27 protein-coding genes are annotated in these 20,232 nt (G+C 71.0%); 11 read left to right on the plus strand and 16 right to left on the minus strand.

What is annotated here, in order from left to right; genetic code table 11:
• A partial coding sequence (locus VJS38_RS10890) for a hypothetical protein (RefSeq protein WP_324088168.1) occupies positions 1 to 435 on the plus strand: 435 nt, incomplete at its 5' end.
• 56 nt (positions 436 to 491) lie between these two features.
• On the opposite strand, the gene VJS38_RS10895 is transcribed toward VJS38_RS10890, so the two are convergent.
• The 3 genes from VJS38_RS10895 to oppB all read right to left on the minus strand — a co-directional run bounded on the left by VJS38_RS10895 (position 492) and on the right by oppB (position 2,639).
• Positions 492 to 638 carry a hypothetical protein gene (locus tag VJS38_RS10895; RefSeq protein ID WP_324088169.1) on the minus strand — a complete coding sequence of 49 codons (147 nt, stop codon included), beginning with the start codon at positions 636 to 638 and terminating at the stop codon, positions 492 to 494.
• A gap of 142 nt (positions 639 to 780) precedes the next feature.
• A complete protein-coding gene (locus VJS38_RS10900) occupies positions 781 to 1,686 on the minus strand; it encodes an ABC transporter permease (protein ID WP_324088170.1) in 906 nt (301 codons plus the stop codon).
• Positions 1,683 to 2,639, minus strand: a complete 957-nt coding sequence (gene oppB / locus VJS38_RS10905; protein WP_324088171.1) for an oligopeptide ABC transporter permease OppB — start codon at positions 2,637 to 2,639, stop codon at positions 1,683 to 1,685. The genes VJS38_RS10900 and oppB overlap by 4 nt, the downstream gene beginning before the upstream one ends.
• Positions 2,640 to 2,705: 66 nt before the next feature.
• Here oppB and VJS38_RS10910 point away from each other — a divergent pair, with 66 nt between their 5' ends.
• The gene (locus VJS38_RS10910; RefSeq protein ID WP_324088172.1) at positions 2,706 to 3,116 is read left to right on the plus strand and encodes a TIGR01244 family sulfur transferase; all 411 of its coding nucleotides are present in this window, start codon (positions 2,706 to 2,708) and stop codon (positions 3,114 to 3,116) included.
• A gap of 12 nt (positions 3,117 to 3,128) precedes the next feature.
• Positions 3,129 to 4,025 carry an MBL fold metallo-hydrolase gene (locus VJS38_RS10915; RefSeq protein ID WP_324088173.1) on the plus strand — a complete coding sequence of 299 codons (897 nt, stop codon included), beginning with the start codon at positions 3,129 to 3,131 and terminating at the stop codon, positions 4,023 to 4,025.
• Between the two features lie 156 nt (positions 4,026 to 4,181).
• Here the strand turns inward: VJS38_RS10915 and VJS38_RS10920 are convergent, their stop codons facing one another.
• Together VJS38_RS10920 and VJS38_RS10925 are read right to left on the minus strand one after the other, a co-directional pair.
• Entirely contained in the window at positions 4,182 to 5,123 is a 942-nt protein-coding gene (locus VJS38_RS10920) for a glycosyltransferase (protein WP_324088174.1), read from the minus strand.
• Positions 5,096 to 5,794, minus strand: a complete 699-nt coding sequence (locus VJS38_RS10925) for a TetR/AcrR family transcriptional regulator (protein WP_324088175.1) — start codon at positions 5,792 to 5,794, stop codon at positions 5,096 to 5,098. Before VJS38_RS10925 ends, VJS38_RS10920 begins: the two co-directional genes overlap by 28 nt.
• 34 nt (positions 5,795 to 5,828) lie before the next feature.
• Between VJS38_RS10925 and VJS38_RS10930 the strand changes: the two genes are divergently transcribed.
• Entirely contained in the window at positions 5,829 to 7,265 is a 1,437-nt protein-coding gene (locus VJS38_RS10930; protein WP_324088176.1) for a carotenoid oxygenase family protein, read from the plus strand.
• Positions 7,266 to 7,278: 13 nt separating this feature from the next.
• Here the strand turns inward: VJS38_RS10930 and VJS38_RS10935 are convergent, their stop codons facing one another.
• Positions 7,279 to 7,824 carry a flavodoxin domain-containing protein gene (locus VJS38_RS10935; RefSeq protein WP_324088177.1) on the minus strand — a complete coding sequence of 182 codons (546 nt, stop codon included), beginning with the start codon at positions 7,822 to 7,824 and terminating at the stop codon, positions 7,279 to 7,281.
• Positions 7,825 to 8,075: 251 nt separating this feature from the next.
• Complete coding sequence (locus tag VJS38_RS10940) at positions 8,076 to 8,879, minus strand: SDR family NAD(P)-dependent oxidoreductase (protein WP_324088178.1); 804 nt, start codon at positions 8,877 to 8,879, stop codon at positions 8,076 to 8,078.
• 246 nt (positions 8,880 to 9,125) lie between these two features.
• Here VJS38_RS10940 and VJS38_RS10945 point away from each other — a divergent pair, with 246 nt between their 5' ends.
• Positions 9,126 to 9,743, plus strand: a complete 618-nt coding sequence (locus tag VJS38_RS10945; protein ID WP_324088179.1) for a CAP domain-containing protein — start codon at positions 9,126 to 9,128, stop codon at positions 9,741 to 9,743.
• Between the two features lie 101 nt (positions 9,744 to 9,844).
• Here the strand turns inward: VJS38_RS10945 and greA are convergent, their stop codons facing one another.
• The 5 genes from greA to VJS38_RS10970 form a co-directional block, all read right to left on the minus strand.
• Positions 9,845 to 10,324: a transcription elongation factor GreA gene (gene greA / locus VJS38_RS10950; protein WP_324088180.1), complete on the minus strand. Its 480-nt coding sequence runs from the start codon at positions 10,322 to 10,324 to the stop codon at positions 9,845 to 9,847.
• Between the two features lie 9 nt (positions 10,325 to 10,333).
• Entirely contained in the window at positions 10,334 to 11,815 is a 1,482-nt protein-coding gene (locus VJS38_RS10955; RefSeq protein WP_324088181.1) for an AAA family ATPase, read from the minus strand.
• Positions 11,812 to 12,477 (minus strand): pyridoxamine 5'-phosphate oxidase, encoded by a 666-nt coding sequence (gene pdxH / locus VJS38_RS10960; RefSeq protein ID WP_324088182.1) that lies wholly within the window; start codon positions 12,475 to 12,477, stop codon positions 11,812 to 11,814. Before pdxH ends, VJS38_RS10955 begins: the two co-directional genes overlap by 4 nt.
• Positions 12,478 to 12,554: 77 nt before the next feature.
• On the minus strand, positions 12,555 to 12,950 hold the full coding sequence (locus VJS38_RS10965) for a type II toxin-antitoxin system HicB family antitoxin (RefSeq protein WP_324088183.1): 396 nt from the start codon (positions 12,948 to 12,950) through the stop codon (positions 12,555 to 12,557).
• The gene (locus VJS38_RS10970) at positions 12,950 to 13,144 is read right to left on the minus strand and encodes a type II toxin-antitoxin system HicA family toxin (protein ID WP_324088184.1); all 195 of its coding nucleotides are present in this window, start codon (positions 13,142 to 13,144) and stop codon (positions 12,950 to 12,952) included. The genes VJS38_RS10965 and VJS38_RS10970 overlap by 1 nt, the downstream gene beginning before the upstream one ends.
• A 110-nt stretch (positions 13,145 to 13,254) precedes the next feature.
• Here VJS38_RS10970 and aroC point away from each other — a divergent pair, with 110 nt between their 5' ends.
• Together aroC and VJS38_RS10980 are read left to right on the plus strand one after the other, a co-directional pair.
• On the plus strand, positions 13,255 to 14,391 hold the full coding sequence (aroC, locus tag VJS38_RS10975) for a chorismate synthase (RefSeq protein WP_324088185.1): 1,137 nt from the start codon (positions 13,255 to 13,257) through the stop codon (positions 14,389 to 14,391).
• A gap of 69 nt (positions 14,392 to 14,460) precedes the next feature.
• A complete protein-coding gene (locus VJS38_RS10980) occupies positions 14,461 to 14,625 on the plus strand; it encodes a hypothetical protein (RefSeq protein WP_324088186.1) in 165 nt (54 codons plus the stop codon).
• Between the two features lie 45 nt (positions 14,626 to 14,670).
• On the opposite strand, the gene VJS38_RS10985 is transcribed toward VJS38_RS10980, so the two are convergent.
• From VJS38_RS10985 to queC, 4 genes are all read right to left on the minus strand, one after another.
• Entirely contained in the window at positions 14,671 to 15,294 is a 624-nt protein-coding gene (locus tag VJS38_RS10985) for a phasin family protein (protein ID WP_324088187.1), read from the minus strand.
• Positions 15,295 to 15,446: 152 nt separating this feature from the next.
• Entirely contained in the window at positions 15,447 to 15,818 is a 372-nt protein-coding gene (locus VJS38_RS10990; RefSeq protein ID WP_324088188.1) for a 6-carboxytetrahydropterin synthase, read from the minus strand.
• 34 nt (positions 15,819 to 15,852) lie between these two features.
• Positions 15,853 to 16,485 (minus strand): 7-carboxy-7-deazaguanine synthase, encoded by a 633-nt coding sequence (gene queE, locus VJS38_RS10995; RefSeq protein WP_324088189.1) that lies wholly within the window; start codon positions 16,483 to 16,485, stop codon positions 15,853 to 15,855.
• On the minus strand, positions 16,485 to 17,216 hold the full coding sequence (queC, locus tag VJS38_RS11000) for a 7-cyano-7-deazaguanine synthase QueC (RefSeq protein ID WP_324088190.1): 732 nt from the start codon (positions 17,214 to 17,216) through the stop codon (positions 16,485 to 16,487). The genes queE and queC overlap by 1 nt, the downstream gene beginning before the upstream one ends.
• A gap of 106 nt (positions 17,217 to 17,322) precedes the next feature.
• Between queC and VJS38_RS11005 the strand changes: the two genes are divergently transcribed.
• The 4 genes from VJS38_RS11005 to VJS38_RS11020 all read left to right on the plus strand — a co-directional run bounded on the left by VJS38_RS11005 (position 17,323) and on the right by VJS38_RS11020 (position 20,205).
• Positions 17,323 to 17,556 (plus strand): hypothetical protein, encoded by a 234-nt coding sequence (locus VJS38_RS11005; protein WP_324088191.1) that lies wholly within the window; start codon positions 17,323 to 17,325, stop codon positions 17,554 to 17,556.
• Between the two features lie 113 nt (positions 17,557 to 17,669).
• Positions 17,670 to 17,813: a hypothetical protein gene (locus VJS38_RS11010; protein WP_324088192.1), complete on the plus strand. Its 144-nt coding sequence runs from the start codon at positions 17,670 to 17,672 to the stop codon at positions 17,811 to 17,813.
• Positions 17,814 to 17,904: 91 nt separating this feature from the next.
• Entirely contained in the window at positions 17,905 to 18,129 is a 225-nt protein-coding gene (locus tag VJS38_RS11015; RefSeq protein WP_324088193.1) for a hypothetical protein, read from the plus strand.
• Positions 18,130 to 18,210: 81 nt separating this feature from the next.
• Positions 18,211 to 20,205, plus strand: coding sequence for a PAS domain-containing hybrid sensor histidine kinase/response regulator (locus tag VJS38_RS11020; protein WP_324088194.1), 1,995 nt, complete (start codon positions 18,211 to 18,213; stop codon positions 20,203 to 20,205).
• The last annotated feature ends 27 nt before the right edge of the window (positions 20,206 to 20,232 follow it).

Genomic DNA, 20,232 nt, shown 5'->3' on the forward strand with positions numbered 1-20,232 from the left:
GCCGTCCAGGCGGCCATCGACTGCCGCAGGCTGACCGACGACAAGGCCAGGCTGGCCTGTTACGACCAGGCCGTCGACGCGCTCGGCAAGCAGCTCGCCCAGGGCGAGGTGGTGGCGGTCGACCACGCCCAGGTGCAGCAAGTCAAACGCCAGGCGTTCGGCTTCGCCCTGCCCTCGCTCAGCCTCTTCGATCGCAGCGGAAAGCCGGAGGAAATGTCGGAGGTGGTGCTGGCGGTGGAAAACGCCCAGCGCCTGGGCGACGGCAAATGGCTGCTGCGCCTGGAAGGCGGCCAGGTCTGGCGCCAGATCGACACCAGCGACTTCAGCCGCGATCCGAAGCCGGGCGCCAAGGCCACGATCAAGAAGGCGATGCTCGGCAGCTACATGATGATGATCGGCGGCCACGCGCCGGTCCGGGTCCATCGCGACCAATAGCCGCGCCGGCAGGCGTGATCCGGATCGGCCGCTGCGGCGGCGAAATCAGGGTCGCGTCAGTGCAGGATCTTCAGGATCAGGCCGAGGACGCCGACCAGCATGAACGCCCACATCGCGAGGGCCGTTAGCAATGCAAGCAGGATTCCTCGCAGGTCGCGGGCTGCAGGCCGCATCGACTGCCGGTTGATCTCTGTGACGCCCATTCCCGCCCTTAGTTTCGTTAAGATAAGTAGGAATCAGAGAGGTTCGATCACCTCGCCTGCTCTTTGTAATACAATTCTCACAATTGGCAAAGCTCGGTAATTCCCGACAGCTTACGCCTCGCGTTACGATCCTTAACTAGCTCTAACGATCCTTCGGATCTATGGCGTCGCGCAATCCGTCGCCGATGAAGTTGAAGCTTAACAGCGTGACGATCATCGCCGCCGAAGGAAAGATCAAAAGCCAGGGCGCCAGCTCCATTTGCTGCGCCCCATCGGCGATCAGCCCGCCCAGGGAGGCCATCGGCGGCTGCACGCCGAGGCCCAGGAAGCTCAGGAAGCTCTCCGCCAGGATCACCGCCGGAATGGTCAGGGTCACATAGACCACCACCGGCCCCAATAGGTTCGGCACGATATGCCGGCGGATGATGCCGCTGTCGGTCAGGCCTGCAGCCCGCGCGGCCTCGACGAACTCCTTCTGCTTCAGCGCCAGGGTCTGGCCGCGGACGATGCGGCTCATGGTCAGCCACTCGACCGCGCCGATGGCGACGAACATCAGGACCAGGCTGGAGCCGAAGGTGACCATCAGCAGGATCACGAAGAAGATGAAGGGCAGCGAATAGAGCACGTCGACGATCCGCATCATGGTCTCGTCCGTACGCCCGCCGACGAACCCCGCGGTCGCGCCCCAGGTCACGCCGATCACCAGCGAGACGGCGGTGGCCACCAGCCCTATGGCCAGCGAGACGCGCAGGCCCACCAGCAGCCGGGCCAGGAGGTCGCGGCCCAGCGCGTCGGTCCCGAGCAGGTGCCCGCCGCTCAGCGGCGCCATCCAGACATCCGTCTTGCGCACCTCGTCGTAGGCGTAGGGCGAAAGGTAGGGCCCGATCGCCGCCGCCAGCGCCAGCAGCGCCAGCACCGCCATGCCCGTGGCCGCGGCCTTGTTGCGCCAGAGCCTGCGTCGGGCGTCGTCCCACAGGCTGCGGCCGCGCACCGCCGCCCGCTCCAGGGTCTGGGCTCCGCGGCGCGAGCCGGGCGAAAAGAGGCTCACGTCAGCCGCACCCTGGGATCGAGCGCGGCGTAGAGCAGGTCGGCCACGAGGTTGAGCAGGAGGATGAGGCCGGCGTAGACGATCACCATCCCCATCACCACCGTGTAGTCCCGCTGCAGGGCGCTGATGACGAAGAACTTGCCGAGCCCCGGCAGGTTGAAGATCCGCTCCACCACCAGCGAACCGGTCAGGAGGCCCGCGCAGGCCGGGCCCAGGTAGCTGACCAGCGGCGCCAGGGCGGCGCGCAGCGCGTGGCGGGTGACGACCCGGCGCTCCGGCAGCCCCTTGGCCCGCGCGGTGCGGATGTAGTTCGAGCGCAGCACCTCGACCATGCCGGCCCGCGTCAGGCGCGAGATGACGGCGATCTGCGGCAGGGCGAGCACCACCACCGGCATCACCAGGTTGCGCCACGCCCCGTCGTTCCAGCCGCCGCTCGGCAGCCAGCCCAGCCGCGAGGCGAAGGCCAGCACCAGCAGGGGCGCGGTGACGAAGGTCGGGATACAGACCCCTAGGACCGCGACGCCCATCACAAGGTGGTCGAGGCCGCCGTTCTGCCGCGCCGCGGCCAGCACGCCCAGGCTCGCCCCGACGACGGCGGCCAGCGTGATCGCCAGCCCGCCGAGCCTCAGGCTCACCGGGGCGTTCTCCCGCAGGATCTGCAGGACGCTCTTGTCCTTGTACTTCAGCGACGGGCCGAGGTCGCCGCGGGCGACGCCGGCGAGGTACGACAGGTACTGCTCCGGGAGCGGCCGGTTCATGCCGTAGAGCGCCATGACGTTGCGCTCGATCTCCGGCGAGAGCTTGCGGTCCATGTCGAAGGGCCCGCCCGGCGCCGCGCGCATCATGAAGAAGGCGAGCGTGATCACCAGGAAGAGCGTCGGGATCGCGACCAGCAGGCGCCGGCCGATGAAGCGGAGCATGGGGACCGAAGGCCTGGCGGCGGGTAGCCACACGACCTTCCCTCCCCATCTGATTGATGTCAAACCAGCCACGGGCCGCACGATACAGACGAGAGCAGCATGACCCAGTTCCGCCGCGTCACCGACCAGGTTTCCGTCAGCCCGCAGATCTCCGTCGCCGCCGTCGACGAGGCCGCGGCGCAAGGGTTCCGCCTGATCGTCAACAACCGCCCGGATGGCGAGGAGCCGACCCAGCCCTCCGGCCACCAGATCGAGGCCGCGGCCGCCGCCGCCGGGATCGCCTATGCGCACATTCCCGTGCGCGGCGGGCCCTCGCGCGAGCAGGTCGAGACCATGCGCCGGGTGATCGCCGACGCCGACGGCCCGACGCTGGCCTTCTGCCGCTCGGGCACCCGCTCGATCGTCACCTGGGCGATCGGCGAGGCGATGTCCGGCGCCCGCACCCGCGACGAGTTGGTCCAGCTCGGCCGTGAAGCCGGCTACGACCTCTCCGCCGTCCTGCCGGGCTGAAACCTCCGCCCCATGATTCCCTACGTCCGCGAGCTCGACTTCGAGTACGGCCGGATCGATCAGGTCTCGCCGCTGATCCGGCGGGTGATCGCCAACAACCCCGGCCCGTTCACCTATCTGGGCACCGGGACCTACATTGTCGGCCGCGGCGAGGTGGCGGTGATCGACCCCGGCCCCGACCTGCCCGATCACCTCGAGGCGATCCTCGCGGCTGTGGCCGGCGAGCGGGTGGCCGCGATCGCCGTCACCCATCATCACAGCGACCATTCCCCGCTGGCCGCTCCGCTGAAGGCGCGCACCGGGGCGATCATCTACGGCTGCGCGCTCGCCGCGCCCGTCGCCGACGAGCCGAATGCGGTGCGCCTGGAAGCCGATCACGACGACGCCTTCGCCCCGGACGTCAGCCTCTGCGCCGGCGGACGGATCGCCGGCCCGGGCTGGACGCTGGAGGCGATCCCGACCCCCGGCCACACCTCCAACCACCTCAGCTACGCCCTCCTTGAAGAGAACGCCCTGTTCACCGGCGACCACGTGATGGGCTGGTCGACGACGGTCATCGCCCCGCCGGACGGCGACATGACCGACTACATGGAAAGCCTGGAGCGGGTCCGCGCCGGCCGCTACGCGACCCTGTGGCCGACCCATGGGCCGCCGGTGCGCGAGGTCGCCCCGTTCCTCGACGCCTACGTCGCCCACCGGCTCGAGCGCCAGGCGCAGATCCTGCGGGCGCTGGAGGCGGGGCCTGCCCGCATCGCCGACCTCGTGCCGCGGCTCTACACAGAAGTCGACCCCAGGCTGCACCCCGCCGCCGCCCGCTCCATGCTGGCGGCGATGATCGACCTCGTCCGGCGAGGGACGGTCCGCGCCGACGGCGCGCCTGGCCCCGCTAGCGAGTACCGCCTGGCCTGAGGGGGGCGTCAGCACCCCCAACATCCGCTCCTTCCCGCGAAAGCGGGAACCCAGGCTTTTTGTTTTGAACGGTGGAAGCGATCGCGAAGTCCGCGACGAAAAACGCCTGGATCCCCGCTTTCGCGGGGACGAGCGGATAAGGAGAGCTACCGTCCCTTAGCGTCTCGCCTCCGGCGCGATGCGCATCCAGGCGGCCTCCAGGTCCTGCCGGAACCGCGCGTACGACCATTCCTGCGCGGTCGCCAGGGCCGCGTCGACGTAGCGGCGCAACGGCGGGCCGCCCTGCCGGACCAGCGAGATCGCCTGCGCCAGGGCGTCGGCCGCGGCGACACAGTCCTCCTCCTCCACCCAGAAGCCGTTGTCGGCGTTGGCGTACTCGCGCCCGCCGATCCCGGTGAAACCGGCGCAGACGCAGCCGCTCGCCAAGGCCTCTAGTGTCGTGAGACCGAACGATTCTCTCCGGCTGAGGCTCAGGTGGACGCTCGAGCTGGCGAAGGCGGCGGCGACCTGGGCCTCTGTCGCGTTCTCCAGGCGGACCCAGCCCAGCTCGGCCGTCGCCGGATGCAGCAGCCGGCCGAGGAGGCGGATCGCCTGGGCCTCCTCGGGCCGCTTGCGCGGGACGAAGGCGCCCGTGAACTGCTTGGCCCCAGGCTGGAACACCCGCTCGTCGACGAAGCAGGGCACGGTTTCGATCGCCGCGGCTGGAAACAGCCGCCGCAGGATCTCGCTGTGGCGCCGGCCGACCGAGATGAACGTCGAAAGCCGGGCCGCGTGCTCGGCCAGGGTCGCAAGCCCGCCAAGCGCCAGATGGATCACCGAGGACTGGCAGAGCACCACCGATCGCTGCGGCCGCTGGGCCGCCATGCCCAGCGCCGGCGTGCCGTCGTCGGGGATGACGAGAATGTCGTCGGCCGCGAGCTCGCGGCTGCTCACGATCGGCGCGCGATGCTCCAGCCACCGCGGCGGCGGCCTGCCTGCGTCGGCCAGGCAGACCGCGTTGAACCCCAGGTCGACCAGCGCCTCGACGTGGCGCAGGATGACCTTCTGCCCCCCGGTCGCCTTGGCGTTATTCAGCAGGATGTAGGCGATCCGCGACATCGATCCGAACGGTCCCTCGCCGCCGACGCTGAATCGCCGGCGCCCGCATCTATACACGGCCGTACGGCTTGCTCCGGCGCGTCGATCACCGCGTCGATGACCTCCAGGTCCTCGCTGATCTGGCCGTCCAGGAGCAGGACCGAAAGCCCGTGCACCAGGGCCCAGGCGCGCAGGGCGAACACCTTGGCGGCGGCTTCGCCCGCTTCCGGCGGCGCCAGCTCCGAGGCGTTCTTCATCAAAAGCCGCATCGCCTCGTCGTTCTTGTCGGACCATTCCGGCGCCGAGGGCTTCGTCCCCTTCGAAAAGATCAGCCGGAACAGCGCCGGGTGCGCGAGCGCGAACCGGACATAGGCCCGCCCCGTGGCGTTGAAGCCGTCGATCCCGCCGCCGGCCGCGTCCCCCGCCGCGCGCTGCTCGGCGCCCAACAGGGCCAGGCCCTCGTCCGCCAGCGCGGCGAGCAGCGCGTCCTTGTCCGGGAAGTGGCGGTAGAGCGCCGTCGCGCTGACGCCGGCGCGGCGGGCGATCTCCCGCAGGCTCACCTCGTCGGCGCCGCGTTCCTCCAGCAGTTGCAGGCCGGTCCGGATCGCCGCCGCGCGCAGGTCGCCATGGTGATAGGCCGCCTTGCGGGCAGGCGCCGAACCTAAGTTGACATTGTTATCATCAGGCTCCATGTTGTCACCGTACACATTCAGCATGGAGGCGGCAATGACCAGCGCTCTGGAAACCCGGGTCCGCCGCACCGTCTCGGGCGCGATCGACGTGATCGCCGGATTCAATCGCCGCCGGCTGCCCGAGCCGGACCGGCCTCACCCCTTCCTCACCGGGCTGCACGAGCCCATGCGCCAGGAGCTGACGATCGAGGATCTGCAGGTCACGGGCGCGATCCCCAAGGCGTTGAACGGCCGCTATCTGCGCATCGGCCCCAACCCGATCGCGGCCAACCCGCGCGCCTATCACTGGTTCGTCGGCGACGGCATGATCCACGGGGTGGCGCTCGAGGACGGCCAGGCGAAGTGGTATCGGAACCGCTGGGTGCGCTCGGCGCAGGTCGGCCGCCAGCTCCACGTCGCGCCCGCGCCCGGACCCCGGCATTCGACCTTCGACACGGTCAACACCGCCATCGGCGTCATCGGCGGCGAGACGCTCGCGCTCGTCGAGGCCGGCAGCACGCCGGTGCGGGTCGGCGAGGAGCTGGAGACGATCGCCTACACCGACTTCCACGGCACGCTGAAGGGCGCCTTCACCGCCCACCCGCATTGCGACCCGCTGACTGGCGAGACCCACGCCGTCACCTATCAGGCGCCCGACCCGGGCCGCGTCTGGCACGTGGTCGTCACGCCGGATGGCCGCGTCCGCCGCGAAGAGCCGATCAAGGTCGGCGACGGGCCCTCGATCCACGACTGCGCGATCACCTCGCGCTACGTCCTGGTGCTCGACCTGCCGGTGACCTTCTCGATGAAGTCGCTGATCGGCGGCCACCCGTTCCCCTACCTCTGGAACCGCGACCATCGCGCCCGGGTGGGCCTGCTGCCCCGCGAGGGCCGCGGCGAGGACATCGTCTGGTGCGATGTCGATCCCTGTTACGTCTTCCACGTCGCCAACGCCTTCGACGCCGAGGACGGCCGGGTGATCCTGGACGCGGTGGCGCACGAGACGATGTTCGACGGCGACCTGCGGGGCCCCTCCTCGCCCACGAGCGCGCTGGAGCGCTGGACCATCGACCCCGTCGGCCGGACGGTCGAACGCGCGGTCCTCGACCCCAGCCCGCAGGAGTTCCCGCGCATCGACGAACGGCGCTTCGGCAGGCCGCACCGCTACGTCTATGCGCTGATGCTCCCGGAGCGCCAGGATCCCGCCTTCCTGGGCGCCAGCGCCATCGCCAAGCACGACGTGCAGACCGGCGCCCGCCAGGTCCACGACTTCGGCGCCGGCCGCTGCCCCGGCGAGTTCAGCTTCGTGCCCCGCCGGGACGGGACGGAGGAGGACGCCGGCTGGCTGATCGGCCTGGTCGTCGACCGCGCGGCGGACACGACCGCGCTGGAGATCCTCGAGGCGCAGGACTTCGCGGGCCCGCCGCTCGCCAGCATCCACATCCCCCACCGCATCCCGCCGGGTTTCCATGGGTGCTGGGTGGCGCGGTGACGGCGATCGACGTTCACCGCGGCGCCTGGACCTCGCTGGCGAACCCCGTCACGAACCGGCTGAGCGCGTCGTAGTCGGTAAGGTCGTAGTCGCGCGAAGTGACGATCGGCAGCCCGCGCTCGGCGGCGATGAACTTCAGCGCCAGCTTCTTGAAGAAATCGTACTGGCTGTAGCGGATCGCGCCGGCCGCCTTGTGCACCGCCTTCGGCGTCCACAGCGTCTCGTGCTCGAACCGGGCGATGCAGTCGTCGCAGGTCTCCCAGTCCGGCGGGGTGATGCCGGCTGCCGACAGCGAGACCGAGATGAAGGCCGCGGGCTTGGCGTTCAGCACCTCGTGCTGCTCGCGGGCGTAGGCGACCAGCGGCGGCTGGTAGCGGCCGACATGGATCGAGGCCGCCAGGATGACCGCGTCGTAGGGCGTCGGGACGGGCGGCGACCTGCCTGACGCGGCCGGCTGCACCGCCGTCGGAAAGCCGGCCTCGCCCAGCGCGCGTGCCGCGAAATGGCACAGCGACCGGGTATGTCCCTCGGTGGTGCCGTAGACGATCAGCACGCGCATGGCGCCGCTTCCTCCAGCCAGCCGTTTCCACCCGCCAATGGAACGCCTCGTGCAACGGAAGGCTCAACCGGCCCGAGGTGTCTCCACTTGGGACGGAGCCCGACGAAGGCGGCGGGACGAGCCCGAATGTGCCCCGCCTTCCGCCGATGCCCGTCAGCATCGGCTAGCCCCGGCCTCTTCCTGCAGAGGCCGGGGCTTCTTTCCGCCGCCCCGAGGGCGCCCCCCCGCTCGCGCGGCCCAATGGACGCGCCTCAGACGGCGAAGCTGTACCCGCCGTTCACCGGATAGGTCTGGCCGGTGATGAACGCCGCCGCATCCGAGCAGAGGAAGGCCGCCATGCCGGCCACGTCGCTCGGCCGGCCGAAGCGGCGGATGACGTAGCGCGAGACCTGGCGCCTGGCCTGGTCGCTCTCCTCGAAGGCGCGGGCCTTCTCCGCCTCCATCGGCGGCGCGACGGCCGAGAGCGAGATGGCGTTGCAGGTGACGCCATAGCGGCCGGTCTCCTTGGCGAGCGCGCGCACGAAGCCGGCGGCGGCGGCCTTGGCCGCGGCGTAGGGCGCGAGCCTTGCCTCGCCGACCCGGCCGGCGTCGGAGACGATGGCGACGATCCGCCCTCGGCCGGCCTGGATCATCCCCGGAATCGCCGCATGGCAACAGTTCATCACGCCAAAGGTGTTGGTGCGGAAGAAACGGTCCCAGTCGCCCGGATCGCTCTCCCAGAACTCCGGTCCCAGGCCGATCTGCGCGTTCGGTCCGGCGTTGCCGGCGTTATTGACCAGCAGCGTCACGGGCCCGAGCGACTCGGCGGCGGCCTTGACCCCGCCCCGCACAGCCTCCAGATCGCCGACGTCGAACGAGACTGGGACCGCGCGGACGCCCAACGCCTCGATCTCGGCGGCGACCGCGGCCGCCCGCTCCAGCACGAAGTCGTTCACCGCGATCCCGCCGGCGTTGTGCTTGGCCAGCGTCAGCGCGATCTCGCGGCCCACGCTCTGCCCCGCCCCGGTCACCAGGGCCACTTGGCCGCCCAGGTCCAGCAGGTCGTCGCCGATCATTCGCTCACCTTCGTTGCAGCTGTGGCTCCGACAGCAGGCGAAAGCCGCCTTCACCACGATTAGCTACCGGCTGGAAACTTGCGCCGCACGATACTGGCTTCTCGAGGGCGAACCAGCCTTTGCCGGCGCTTACCGCCTGAGCGATCTGCGCGGGCCCGAGCAGAGGCGTCCGGTCGCAGGGCGACGCAGAGCTTGGCCGTGCTAGCTCGACCCGGGGGCGTCATTTGTAGCGAGTCTTGTCACCGCATGCGTGCGTCCGCTTTCGCTTGGCTGGGCCTCCTGGCCGCCCCGCTTCTCCTCCTGGCCGCGCCGGCCGCGGCGCGCGCCGCCAGCTTCGAGGACGCCGTCCTCGCCGAGATCAACGACGTGCGCGCCCACCCGCAGGCCTACGCCCGCCAGCTGCGCCACGAGCAGCTGCACGCCGCCCGCTACTACGGCGAGGAAGGTTACGGCGTGACCCGCGACGATCCCGAGGCGGTCGACGACGCGATCGCCTTCCTGATGCGCCAATCGCCCCTGCGGCCGCTGGCGCGCGACCCGCGGCTGGCGGCCGCCGCGCGGGTGCACGCCTCCCGCCAGGGCAGGACCGGCGGGGTCGGCCACGGCGCCCCCGGGGCCCTGGGCGCCCGCCTGCGGGCCCAGGGCCTGTTCGCCGGCATCGAGGCGGAGAGCATCTCCTACGGCCAGCGCTCGCCCCAGGACGTGGTGCGCCAGCTGGTGGTCGACAGCGGCGTGCCCGGGCGCGGCCACCGCCGGGACCTGTTCGGCCAGGCCTTCCAGGCCGCCGGCGTCGCCTGCGGCCCTCACGCCGAATGGGGCGCGATGTGCGTGATCGACTACGCCGGGGCGATCGTGCGGCGCTGAACTTTCTTCCTTCCGATCGTTCCCGCGAAAGCGCGAACCCAGGCTTTTTCTCTTCGATCGGAACGGGGTCCCGGCTTTCGCGAGGACGAGCGGAGGGGTGCTCAGCGCACGCTCATCACCTCGACCTCGCCGCCGTTCAGCTCCACCACGTCGCCGACGGCCCGGCCCGCCAGGGCCCGGGCAAGCGGCGCGACGTAGGAGATGCGGCCCTGGGCGGGGTCGGCCTCGTCCTCGCCGACGATGCGGAAGGTCTGGCGGCGGCCGTCCTCGCGCTCGATCTCCACGGTGCGGCCGAACTGCACCGTCTCGGCCGGGCCTTCCGGCTCGGTCAGCTGGGCGCTGGCGCGGCGCGAGGACCAGTAGCGCAGGTCGCGGGTCGCGCGCGCCATTGCGGTTCGGTCGACGCTGATCCCGCCGTCGGCCTGGGCCGCGGCATAGGCCGCGCGCGCCTGAGTGAGCTCGGCCTCGATCGCGAGGAGGCCCGAGGCGGTGACGAGGTTCGGATGCGGCGAGATCGGACGGTCCGGCAGGTCCGCGGCGCGGGCCTCGTAGTCTTCTTCGCGGGTGAAAGCGACGGCCATCCGCCAGATCTAATGTTCCAAAAGGTCAGCCGGAAGGGCCTCTCCCGTCGCATCCACCACCCGCCAGGCCATCGGCCCCGGATCGCGCGCCAGCTGGCTGCGCAGCACCTCGACCCCGGCGTCCGAGGCGTCCCCGCTGCGTCCCGCCACGCGCGCCTCCAGCACCTGCGCCGGCGCCTGCAGCCAGAGTCCCTGGAACCGCGCCCCCGCCGCCTGGGCCAGGGCCTGCGCCCGCGCGCGGAGGTCCGGCCGCAGGAAGGTCGCGTCCAGCACCACCGCCCGGCCCGCCTGAAGCAGGGTCGCGGCGACCGAGAACAGCTCGTCGAACACCGCCGCGTCCGCGGCCGCGCCATAGGCCGAAGGCGGCGCCCGCTCGGTCGGCGCCAGCCCCGCCTGGCGCTTGCGGATCTCGTCGCTGCGCAGGATCACCGCCCCGGGCGCGGCGCCCAGGAAGGGCGCGAGCTTGCGCGCCACCGTCGACTTGCCCGAGCCGGACAGCCCGCCCACCGCGACCACCCGCGGCGGCGGCGGCGCCAGGTGCGCCATCGCCGCCTGCAAATACCGCCGTCCGTGTTCCGCATCGCCGCTGTGGGCGCAGACGTGAGCGCGCACCGCCGCCCGCACCGACAGCATCAGCGGCAGCAGGGCCAGGCCTTGCCACAGGTCGGCGGCGAATCTGCGCGCCGCCTCGTCCAGATAGCCCGACAACACCCTGACCGCCTGCTCGCGCCGCGCCCGGAAGTCGAGGTCCATCAGCAGGAAGGCGAGGTCGTAGAAGACGTCGATGTCGCTCAGCGCGTCGTTGAACTCGATGCAGTCGAACAGCACCGGCCGCCCCTGCTCGACCAGGATGTTGCCCAGGTGCAGGTCGCCGTGACAGCGCCGCGAGAAGCCGGCCCGCGCCCGCGCCTCCAGCAGCGGCCGGCGGCGTGCGTGCTCTGCCTGCGTCGCCGCGATCAGGTCGGCGACCGCCCGCGCGCCCAGCTCCGCCGAAAGCTCCGTCAGCACCTTGGCGTTGGACGGGACCGTATAGGCCAGGCCGCAGACATCCCTCAGCGGCGCGTCGGCATGAAAGCGAGCGATCGCCCGGCCGAGCGCCTCGGCCATGTCGCCGTCCAGCGCGTCGGGGTTGGCGGAGAGCACGGCGTCGTCGGCGAAGCGCCGCATCTCCAGCACCCGGTCCAGGACCTCTCCCGGCCCGTCGAGCTCCAGCCCGCCGTCCGCCCGCCGCGTCACCCGGCGCACGGCGCGGTAGATATCCGGCGCGCCGGGGCGGTTGAACGCCAGTTCGCGCTCCAGCGCCGCATGGCGCTTCTCGGCGGTGGTGAAGTCCACGTAGTCGAAACGCACCGGCTTCTTCTGCTTGAAGACGCAGTCCGGCGTCAGGAAGACCCGCGCCAGCGCGGTCTCGATCACTCGCTCGGAACGCGCCTCCAGCCAGACGCCGACCTCGGCCTGCCCATTCTCGCCGGGAGCAGAGACGCCGCTCAAGGGAACAGCCGGTGCGTGGTCCAGCCCTCGCCGGCGCGTTCGAACACCAGCCGCTCGTGCAGGCGAAAGGGCCGGTCGCGCCAGAACTCGATGACCTCGGGCGTCACGCGAAACCCCGACCAGTGCGGCGGGCGCGGCACCTTGCCGAGGCCGAAGCGCAGACCGCACTCGGCGATCTTCTTCTCCAGCGCCAGGCGGTCCGGCAGCGGCTCCGATTGGGCCGAGGCCCAGGCGCCAAGCTGCGAATCGCGGTGGCGCGTCGCGAAATAGGCGTCGCCCTCAGCATCGCCCACCCGCTCGACCGCGCCTTCGATGCGGACCTGCCGGCGCAGCGACTTCCAATGGAACAGCAGCGCCGCCTTCGGATTGGCCGCCAACTGCCGGCCCTTGGCGCTGTTGAAGTTGGTGTAGAAGACGAAGCCGCGCGCGTCGGCGTCCTTCAGCAGCACCATCCGCACGTCCGGCAGGCCGTCCTCGTCGACCGTCGCCACCGCCACGGCGTTGGGATCGTTCGGCTCCTTGCGGCCGGCCTCCTCCAGCCAGTCGGCGAACAGCGCCATCGGGTCGTCCTCGGCCAGCAACGGCAGGGACTGGGCGTTCGACACCTGGCGGACGTAGTCGTCCTCGCTCGGCGACGGCGGGATCAGGCTCTTGTCGGTCATGCGCGGCATATAGCGCAGTCCGCGCGCGGGCGCCGCCGCTCAACGGCGATCACGTGTCGTCGTCCAGCCGGCGCCGGTCAGGCCGCCTTCATGGCCTCGCGAGCCGCGGTCAGCAGAAAGCCGGACCGGGTGAGTCCGTGCGCCTCCGCGTACTTGTCGATCTGACGCAGGTCCGTCTCCGGCAGGGTGATGTTCACCCGCACGGCTTTGATCGGCTCGTCGGCGAGCGCCACGAGGATGGCCACACCGTCCCGGTTGTGGACGTCGGACATCACCGCCTCCAAGGCGGAAGGTTCTGGAACCGGCTCAGCGTCCTCGACCATGCCTTCGACGTGCAGCGCCAGAGCTTCGACGGCGTTGACCCGCGCCTCGTCCAGCGTCGATCCCGCCGTGACGCACCCGGGAAAGTCGGGAAACGAGACGCCGTAGTCGCTGTCGGGGGCCTTGTGGATCAGGGCGATGTAGTGGCGCATCAGGATGCCCTCAGTTTGATCCCCGCCTGGCGCTCGATGGACCTGAGCGTCCCGATGGGAAGATCCTTCTTCGGATGCGGGACGGTCACGCGGCCCGGCTTCGTCGGGTGCTTGAACTGCGCGTGCGAACCCTTCTGGGCCACCTCGCGCCACCCGTCCATTTCCAGAGCCTTGATCAGCTCCCGGCTATTCATGTGTGTATGATACACACCGGGAACAAGACCTCAATACACATTGATACGCACGCCAGAGCCGTCGCTCGCCGAATTTGTTCCTGTGAGCGCCTTCCGCTAGAAGCCGCACCATGTCCCACAACACCTTCGGCCACCTCTTCCGCGTGACGACCTGGGGCGAGAGCCATGGGGCGGCGCTGGGCTGCGTGGTCGACGGCTGTCCTCCCGGCATTCCGTTGAGCGAAGCCGACATCCAGCCCTGGCTCGACAGGCGCCGTCCCGGCCAGGGCAAGTTCGTCACCCAGCGGCAGGAGCCGGACGCCGTCCGCATCCTCTCCGGCGTCTTCGGCGACGCACGCACGCCGGGGCAGGTCACCACCGGCACGCCGATCTCGCTGATGATCGAGAACCTCGACCAGCGCAGCCGCGACTATTCCGAAATCGCCCAGGCCTTCCGTCCTGGCCACGCCGACTACGCCTACTTCGCCAAGTACGGCGTTCGCGACTACCGTGGCGGCGGCCGCCAGTCGGCGCGCGAGACCGCCGCCCGCGTCGCCGCCGGCGCCATCGCCCGCAAGGTGATCCCGCACGTCGAGATCCGCGCGGCGGTGGTGCAGATCGGCCCCCACGCGGTCGATCCGGCGCGCATGGACTGGGCCGAGACGCTCAACAACCCATTCTGGTGTCCCGACGCGGCCATGGTCGCGGTCTGGGAGGAGCACCTGGAAAAGGTCCGCAAGGCGGGCTCCTCCACCGGCGCGATCGTCGCCGTCGAGGCGCTCGGCGTCCCCGCCGGCTGGGGCGCGCCGCTCTACGGCAAGCTCGACGCCGAGCTCGCCGCCGGCTTCATGTCGATCAACGCCGCCAAAGGCGTGGAGTTCGGCGCGGGCTTCGCCGCCGCCGCCTTCTCCGGCGAGGAGAACGCCGACGAGATGCGCGCCACTAGAGGCAAGGATGGCCTGGACGGGCCAGAGTTCCTGGCCAACCACGCCGGCGGCGTCATGGGCGGCATCTCCACCGGCCAGCCGGTGACCGCCCGCGTCGCCTTCAAGCCGACCTCCTCGATCCTCACCCCGCGCCGGACGCTGAACGAGGCCGGCGAGGAGATCGAGCTGCGCACCAAGGGCCGCCACGATCCCTGCGTCGGCATCCGCGCCGTGCCGGTGGTCGAGGCGATGATGGCCTGCGGCCTGGCCGACGCCTTCCTGCGCCACCGCGCCCAGACCGGCGGCGGCGCCTTCCGCCCGGGCGAGCCGGGCCGGCGCTGAACCAATCGGCCGCAGGTGATAGAGCCCGCGGCTTCTGGCAAGCTCGGCCGTCAGTCCCGGAGCAACCGCATGCGCGTCCTCGCCACCGCCGCCGCCGCCGCCGTCACCGCCGCCCTGATGCTCTCGGGTTGCCTCGCCGCCTCCGCCGCCGGGACGGCGGTCGGGGTCACGGCGAAGGCCGCGAGCGCCACGGTTCACGGCGCCGGCGCAGTCGCGGGCGCGGTCATCCCTTAAGTCGAAAGACAGCGGGGCGCCTGCCGACGCCCCGCCTGAACCAGGTCAGTAGGCGCTGGGCGGCTGGATCGCCCGGGTCGCTTCGCGGATCGCGTCGGACGAGGCGCGCGCGATCGCCTCGCCGCTCTCGATCGCCTGCTGCATGTTGTCGCGCACCAGGTTGCTCTGCAGCGTCGCCATTTCCTGGAACGAGCGGCAGCTGGTCAGGCGGCCGAAGGCCTCGAGGTTGGTCCGCACCGCGCGCTGGGTGAGGTCGAACCAGACGCGCGAGGCGTCCTGGCAGCCCTTGGCGAGGGCGCTGGAGGCCTGGGCGACCGCCTGGACGTTCTGCGCCGACTGCTCGGCGAGGTCGGGATTGGGCGTCGCCGCGCCGAACGCCCGCGTCCAGTTCTGGGTCAGCCCTTCCAGGCTGCGCATCCCGGCCTCGAGGCTGGAGCGCACGGCCTGCTGAGCCGTCTCGATCTGGGTGTGCAGGATCTCGCTGTTGGCCTTGGCCGCGGCGCGGCCGGCCTCGGCGGTCTTGTCGGCCACGGCCTCGGCGGCGCGAGCGCCCTCCTTGGCCTGGCGTGCGCCGGCGTCGGCCGCCGCGCGTGCGGCGTCCAGCGCCGCGGCGCTCACGTTAGACTTCGTGGAGGCGGACGGAACGGCGGGATCGGGTGTGTCTGCCATGGGAGCTCCTCCTGGAGAGACCCGCGGGAAGGCGGGTCGGTTTGGCCCGGCTTGAACGCCGACGCCACGCTGATGCTGCAATGCAGCAACTTCGTGTCAACGACCGGCCCCGAACCTCGTTCCGCGCAAATTCTCCGGCGCCCGCCGGGCGCTCAGCCGACCACGTAGGCGCAGCTCTCGCCGATCGTCGGCCGCGAGACCACCACCCGGCAAAGGCCGGGAAAGCGCGGTTTCAGCCGCGCCGCGAAATAGAGGCAGATGTTCTCCAGCGTCGGGCTCTCCAGCCCCGGCTTGTCGTTCAAGAGGCCGTGGTCAAGCTCCGCGGCCACCGCCTTCAGCGCCGCGTCGAGCTCGCCCAGGTCCGCCACCCAGCCGACCGGCGCGACGGCCTCGCCGCGGACCGTCGCCTCCACCCGGAAGGAGTGGCCGTGCAGGCGCGTGTAGGGCCCGGGCGGGCCGCCAGGCAGATTGTGCGCCGCATCGAAGCCGGCGGCCTTGGTGATCTCGAAAATGGCTGGGCTCATCAGGGTGTTCAGGCGGCCGAGGCTGGAGACGGCCTCAGGCGATGCCGAGGTATTTGTGCGTCTGCACGCTTAAACGCCAGCGAGGGTGGGCGAGGCAATAGGCGATCGCCGCCTCGGTGTTGGCCGCCCGCTCCGGCCCGTCCATCGGCTGCAGCAGGAAACGCTCGAAATCGAGGCCCTCGAACCGCGCCGGATCGACGCCGGCCTGCGGATAGACCAGCTTCAGCTCCTGGCCCCAGGTCTGGGCCAGGCCCGCGTCGGCCTTGGGGCTGACGCAGATCCAGTCGAGGCCCGCCGGGACGGCGATCGTGCCGTTGGTCTCCACCGCGATGTCGAAGCCGCGGGCGTGCAGCGCCGCCACCAGGGCCTCGTCCACCTGCAGCAGCGGCTCGCCGCCGGTCAGCACCACCAGCCGGTCGCACGGCCCGCCGCGCCAGGCGCGCTCGACGGCGGCGGCCAGTTCGTCGGCGGCGGCGAAACGTCCGCCGCCCGGGCCGTCGATGCCGACGAAGTCGGTGTCGCAGAAGGTGCAGACCGCCTCCGCCCGGTCCTCCTCCCGCCCGCTCCACAGGTTGCAGCCGGCGAAGCGGCAGAACACCGCCGCACGCCCGGCCTGCCCGCCCTCGCCCTGCAGGGTCAGGAAGATCTCCTTGACCGCGTAACTCATCAGACGACCTCCGCCGCCAGCGCCGGGCGGCCCTCGCCGGTCCAGGCTTCCCAGCCGCGGGCGCGCAGCTCGCACGCCGGGCAGGTCCTGCAGCCGTAGCCCCACGGGTGCAGCTCGCCGCGCTCGCCCAGGTAGCAGGTGTGGCTGTCGCGGACGACCAGCTCCACCAGCGGCTCGCCGCCCAGGCCCTTGGCCAGCGCCCAGGTCTCGGCCTTGGTCAGCCGCATCAAGGGCGTCTCGATCGCGAAGTTCTGCGCCATGCCGAGGTTCAGGGCCTGCTGCATGGCGTCCAGCGTATCGCGCCGGCAGTCCGGATAGCCGGAGAAGTCGGTCTCGCACATGCCGCCCACCAGCCGCTCCAGGCCGCGCCGGTCGGCCAGCGCCGCAGCATAGACGAGGAACGCGAGGTTGCGGCCGGGGACGAAGGTCGAGGGCAATCCTTTCTCGGTCAGCTCGATCGCCCGATCGGTCGTGAGCGCGCTCTCGGCCACCGCGCCGAAGCTGCGCATGTCCAGCAGGTGGTCCGGACCCAGCCTGGACGCCCAGGCCGGAAAGCGCTCGACGAGCGCCCGACGCACCGCCTCGCGCGCCTGAAGCTCCACCGCGTGCCGCTGGCCGTAGTCGAAGCCGACGGTCTCGACGCGCCGATAGCGTTCCAGCGCCCAGGCGAGGCAGACGGCGGAATCCTGTCCGCCGGAAAACAGCACAAGCGCGCCTGCGGTCTCATTCATCGGCCCCATATGCGCGCTGCGAGGGCCGGGGGGAAGGCGTCCGCCCAGTGGAACAGCGCGGCCGCCTCCGCGATTGCCTGCGCAAATTAGAAGCAGGAGACGCCAGATGCCTCATCCGGGCGAGCACGTGATCGGCGGCGGGACCAATGCGCCTCCCCTTGGCGAGACCGTGGCCGACGAGGCCATGGGGCCGAAAGACCGAACCAACCCCGAGCTCGCCGAGCTCGCCGACAGTCCCGAGGGCCGACGCATCGAGCAGAAGCTGCGCGCCGAAGCGCTGGCCCGCCGGCGCGGCGAGGACGAGGACGCCGACATCGAGGATCCGACGGGCCACGCCTGATCCACATGCAGAACTGACCCGAAACCGCAATCCGGGAACTCCCGGATAACGAGAGTGGTTTTCCCTCGGTGACGCCTGACGAATTACGCAAAGAGGCGGCCTCCGCCGAATTCATGGCCCGTGTGGTGAGCTACCGGCCCGACAAGCTGTGGCTGACCGCCAAGGCGGCGGAGCTGCGCCGCCTGGCCGAGCGGATGGAGTCCCGGTCCTGGGACCCACGCGAACTGGACCGGCCGGACGATCCGCAGTCCCAGTGACCGCCTCCGAACGATCGGGCCGGCCACGGGCGGCGCCCGGATCGCGCACGTAAACGATCCACACACCCTCCTGGTGTAGCCACGAGGCGCAATGGGTACGCCACGTCCTTCACCGGAGGTCGAGGCCTTCGCGCGCGAGCTCTGCGCATCCGAGGGCTGGGACCCTGACGAGCGCATCGGCTGCGATGAGGACGAGGTCGCGCTCGCCGAACGCTGCCCGGTGACCGGCCGCTGGAGCTGCGCGCGCTGGCAGGCCTATGCGGGCGCCGCCGAACGCCTGGCGAAGGCTTCGGCCGACGACTGGAACACGTTCTGACGTTGGTTCAGCTCACATGCCACCGTTACGAGAAAAATTAAGCTCTGCGGTTTAATCACCCAAGCCGACAGGGGAGAAACTATGGAAGAGGCCACTTCCCACGGCCCGGTTGAGGTGGCGCGGCTCTTTGTCGCGAGCGCGCCGATTTTCATGACTCTGCTGGACCTGGACGGACGAATTCTCGAGATCAGCCCGGTCCTGGTGAAGGTGTTCATCGAGCGAGCCGGCGTTACACGCGATCAGCTGATCGGCCGGCCCGCGGCGCAAGCCGTGCCGGACGCGGCCGCCGACATGGAGATGATGTTCGCCCGCCTGGCGGGCGGCGAGACCTCCGTCGCGTTCGAGCGCAGCCTGCAACCGAGCGAGGGACGCGTCGTCCACTTGCGTTGCCAGGCCGATTACTGGCGCGACGGCGAAGGGCGGCCGGTCGCCGTCCTTCTGGTCCATCAGGACATCAGCGCCGAGATCGAGGCCCGCGAGGCGCGCGCCGAATCCGAGGCGCAGCTGCGCGCCGTGGTCGACAACCTGCCGGCGCAGATTTCGCTGACGGACGTGGAAAGCGGCCGCATCAGCCTGTTGAACGCCAAGATGAGCACGGGCTTCGCCCATTACAGCGGCGCGACCGTCGGGGCGCGCCTGCAGGACCTCATGGAGCCGGCGCAGCTGGACGAGCTGAAGCGGATCATCGCCACCCTGGACGCCGGCGGCGCTTCGGAAATCGAGCGCAGGGTCGAGGGCGGCGTCTGCGACGGACGCGTCATGCGCATGAAGCACGTCATCTTCAACGACATGCGCGGCCGGCGGCAGCTGCTGTGGATCGCCGAGGACGTGACCGAACTGCGCGAATCCGCCGAGGCGCTGAAGCGGGCGGCCGCCGAGGCCGAGGACGCCAACCGCGCCAAGTCGGAGTTCCTGGCCAACATGAGCCACGAGATCCGCACCCCGCTGAACGGCGTGATGGGGGTGGCGGGCGCCCTGGCCCGGACCCGGCTGAGCGGGGCGCAGGCGGAGATGGTCTCGCTGATCGAAACCTCGGCCAAGACGCTGGAGACCCTGCTGTCCGACATCCTCGACCTCGCCCGCATCGAGGCCGGCAAGATGGAGCTCAGGCCCGAGCCGTTCGACCTGGCGACGTCGGTGGGCGCCTGCGGCGCGCTGTTCGACGCCGCGGCCCAGGCCAAGGGGCTGGACCTGGAGGTGTCGATCGCCCCGGACGCCCTGGGAACCTACGTCGGCGACGCAGCCCGGCTGCGGCAGATCCTCTCCAACCTGCTCGGCAATGCGGTGAAGTTCACCCACGTGGGCGGGGTGCGGCTGACCGTCGCCGCCCGCCGCGGCGAAACCAGCTCGGAGCTGCGCTTCGAGGTGCGCGACACCGGCATCGGCTTCGACGCCGAGACCAAGGCGCGCCTGTTCTCCCGCTTCGAGCAGGCCGACGGCTCGATCACCCGCCGGTTCGGCGGCTCGGGCCTGGGGCTGTCGATCTCGCGCTCGCTGGCCGAGGCCATGGGCGGCAGGCTGGAGGCTGACGCCGAGCCAGGCGAGGGCGCGGTCTTCACGCTCACGCTGGAGCTGCCGCGCGGCGAGGGGGCGCTGGACCTGTGGGACGAGGCCGCCCCGCCGGAGCCGGCCGCCGATCCGCTGGAGGGCATGCGGGTGCTGCTGGCCGAGGACCACCCAACCAACCGCCGGGTCGTCGAGCTGATCCTGGGCGCCGCCGGCGTCGACCTCACCTGCGTCGAGAACGGCGTCGAGGCGGTGGCCGCCTTCCGCAGCCGCGACTTCGACCTGGTGCTGATGGACATGCAGATGCCGCTCCTGGACGGGCTGGCGGCGGTCGAGGAGATCCGCCGGCTCGAGGCCCTTTCGGGCGCCCGGCCGACGCCGATCCACATGCTGACCGCCAACGCCATGCCCGAGCACGTCAACGCCTCGCTCGCCGCCGGCGCCGACGGCCACCTGTCCAAGCCGATCCTGGCCGACGCCCTGCTGGAGCGGGTGGGCGAGGCGGCCGCCGCGCGGCTTGTCGCCGCGAACAGCGTGCAGCCGGCAAGGATAAGCTCCACCTTGCGCTGAACCCGCGATAAGGCTTCCCCCCAACGG

Origin of the sequence: Phenylobacterium sp. (assembly GCF_035276905.1) — a bacterium.
GTDB lineage: Bacteria > Pseudomonadota > Alphaproteobacteria > Caulobacterales > Caulobacteraceae > Phenylobacterium.

Coding starts and splice junctions, on each gene's coding strand:
- VJS38_RS10910 (WP_324088172.1), top strand. CDS start 2,706: ATGACCCAGTTCCGCCGCGTCACCGACCAGGTTTCCGTCAGCCCGCAG.
- VJS38_RS11005 (WP_324088191.1), top strand. CDS start 17,323: ATGCCTCATCCGGGCGAGCACGTGATCGGCGGCGGGACCAATGCGCCT.
- VJS38_RS10985 (WP_324088187.1), bottom strand. CDS start 15,294: ATGGCAGACACACCCGATCCCGCCGTTCCGTCCGCCTCCACGAAGTCT.
- VJS38_RS11015 (WP_324088193.1), top strand. CDS start 17,905: ATGGGTACGCCACGTCCTTCACCGGAGGTCGAGGCCTTCGCGCGCGAG.
- VJS38_RS10990 (WP_324088188.1), bottom strand. CDS start 15,818: ATGAGCCCAGCCATTTTCGAGATCACCAAGGCCGCCGGCTTCGATGCG.
- VJS38_RS10895 (WP_324088169.1), bottom strand. CDS start 638: ATGGGCGTCACAGAGATCAACCGGCAGTCGATGCGGCCTGCAGCCCGC.
- VJS38_RS10935 (WP_324088177.1), bottom strand. CDS start 7,824: ATGCGCGTGCTGATCGTCTACGGCACCACCGAGGGACATACCCGGTCG.
- aroC (WP_324088185.1), top strand. CDS start 13,255: ATGTCCCACAACACCTTCGGCCACCTCTTCCGCGTGACGACCTGGGGC.
- queC (WP_324088190.1), bottom strand. CDS start 17,216: ATGAATGAGACCGCAGGCGCGCTTGTGCTGTTTTCCGGCGGACAGGAT.
- VJS38_RS10965 (WP_324088183.1), bottom strand. CDS start 12,950: ATGCGCCACTACATCGCCCTGATCCACAAGGCCCCCGACAGCGACTAC.
- pdxH (WP_324088182.1), bottom strand. CDS start 12,477: ATGACCGACAAGAGCCTGATCCCGCCGTCGCCGAGCGAGGACGACTAC.
- VJS38_RS10940 (WP_324088178.1), bottom strand. CDS start 8,879: ATGATCGGCGACGACCTGCTGGACCTGGGCGGCCAAGTGGCCCTGGTG.
- VJS38_RS10920 (WP_324088174.1), bottom strand. CDS start 5,123: ATGTCGCGGATCGCCTACATCCTGCTGAATAACGCCAAGGCGACCGGG.
- VJS38_RS11020 (WP_324088194.1), top strand. CDS start 18,211: ATGGAAGAGGCCACTTCCCACGGCCCGGTTGAGGTGGCGCGGCTCTTT.
- queE (WP_324088189.1), bottom strand. CDS start 16,485: ATGAGTTACGCGGTCAAGGAGATCTTCCTGACCCTGCAGGGCGAGGGC.
- VJS38_RS10925 (WP_324088175.1), bottom strand. CDS start 5,794: ATGGAGCCTGATGATAACAATGTCAACTTAGGTTCGGCGCCTGCCCGC.
- VJS38_RS10980 (WP_324088186.1), top strand. CDS start 14,461: ATGCGCGTCCTCGCCACCGCCGCCGCCGCCGCCGTCACCGCCGCCCTG.
- VJS38_RS10930 (WP_324088176.1), top strand. CDS start 5,829: ATGACCAGCGCTCTGGAAACCCGGGTCCGCCGCACCGTCTCGGGCGCG.
- VJS38_RS11010 (WP_324088192.1), top strand. CDS start 17,670: ATGGCCCGTGTGGTGAGCTACCGGCCCGACAAGCTGTGGCTGACCGCC.
- greA (WP_324088180.1), bottom strand. CDS start 10,324: ATGGCCGTCGCTTTCACCCGCGAAGAAGACTACGAGGCCCGCGCCGCG.
- VJS38_RS10970 (WP_324088184.1), bottom strand. CDS start 13,144: ATGAATAGCCGGGAGCTGATCAAGGCTCTGGAAATGGACGGGTGGCGC.
- VJS38_RS10915 (WP_324088173.1), top strand. CDS start 3,129: ATGATTCCCTACGTCCGCGAGCTCGACTTCGAGTACGGCCGGATCGAT.
- VJS38_RS10945 (WP_324088179.1), top strand. CDS start 9,126: ATGCGTGCGTCCGCTTTCGCTTGGCTGGGCCTCCTGGCCGCCCCGCTT.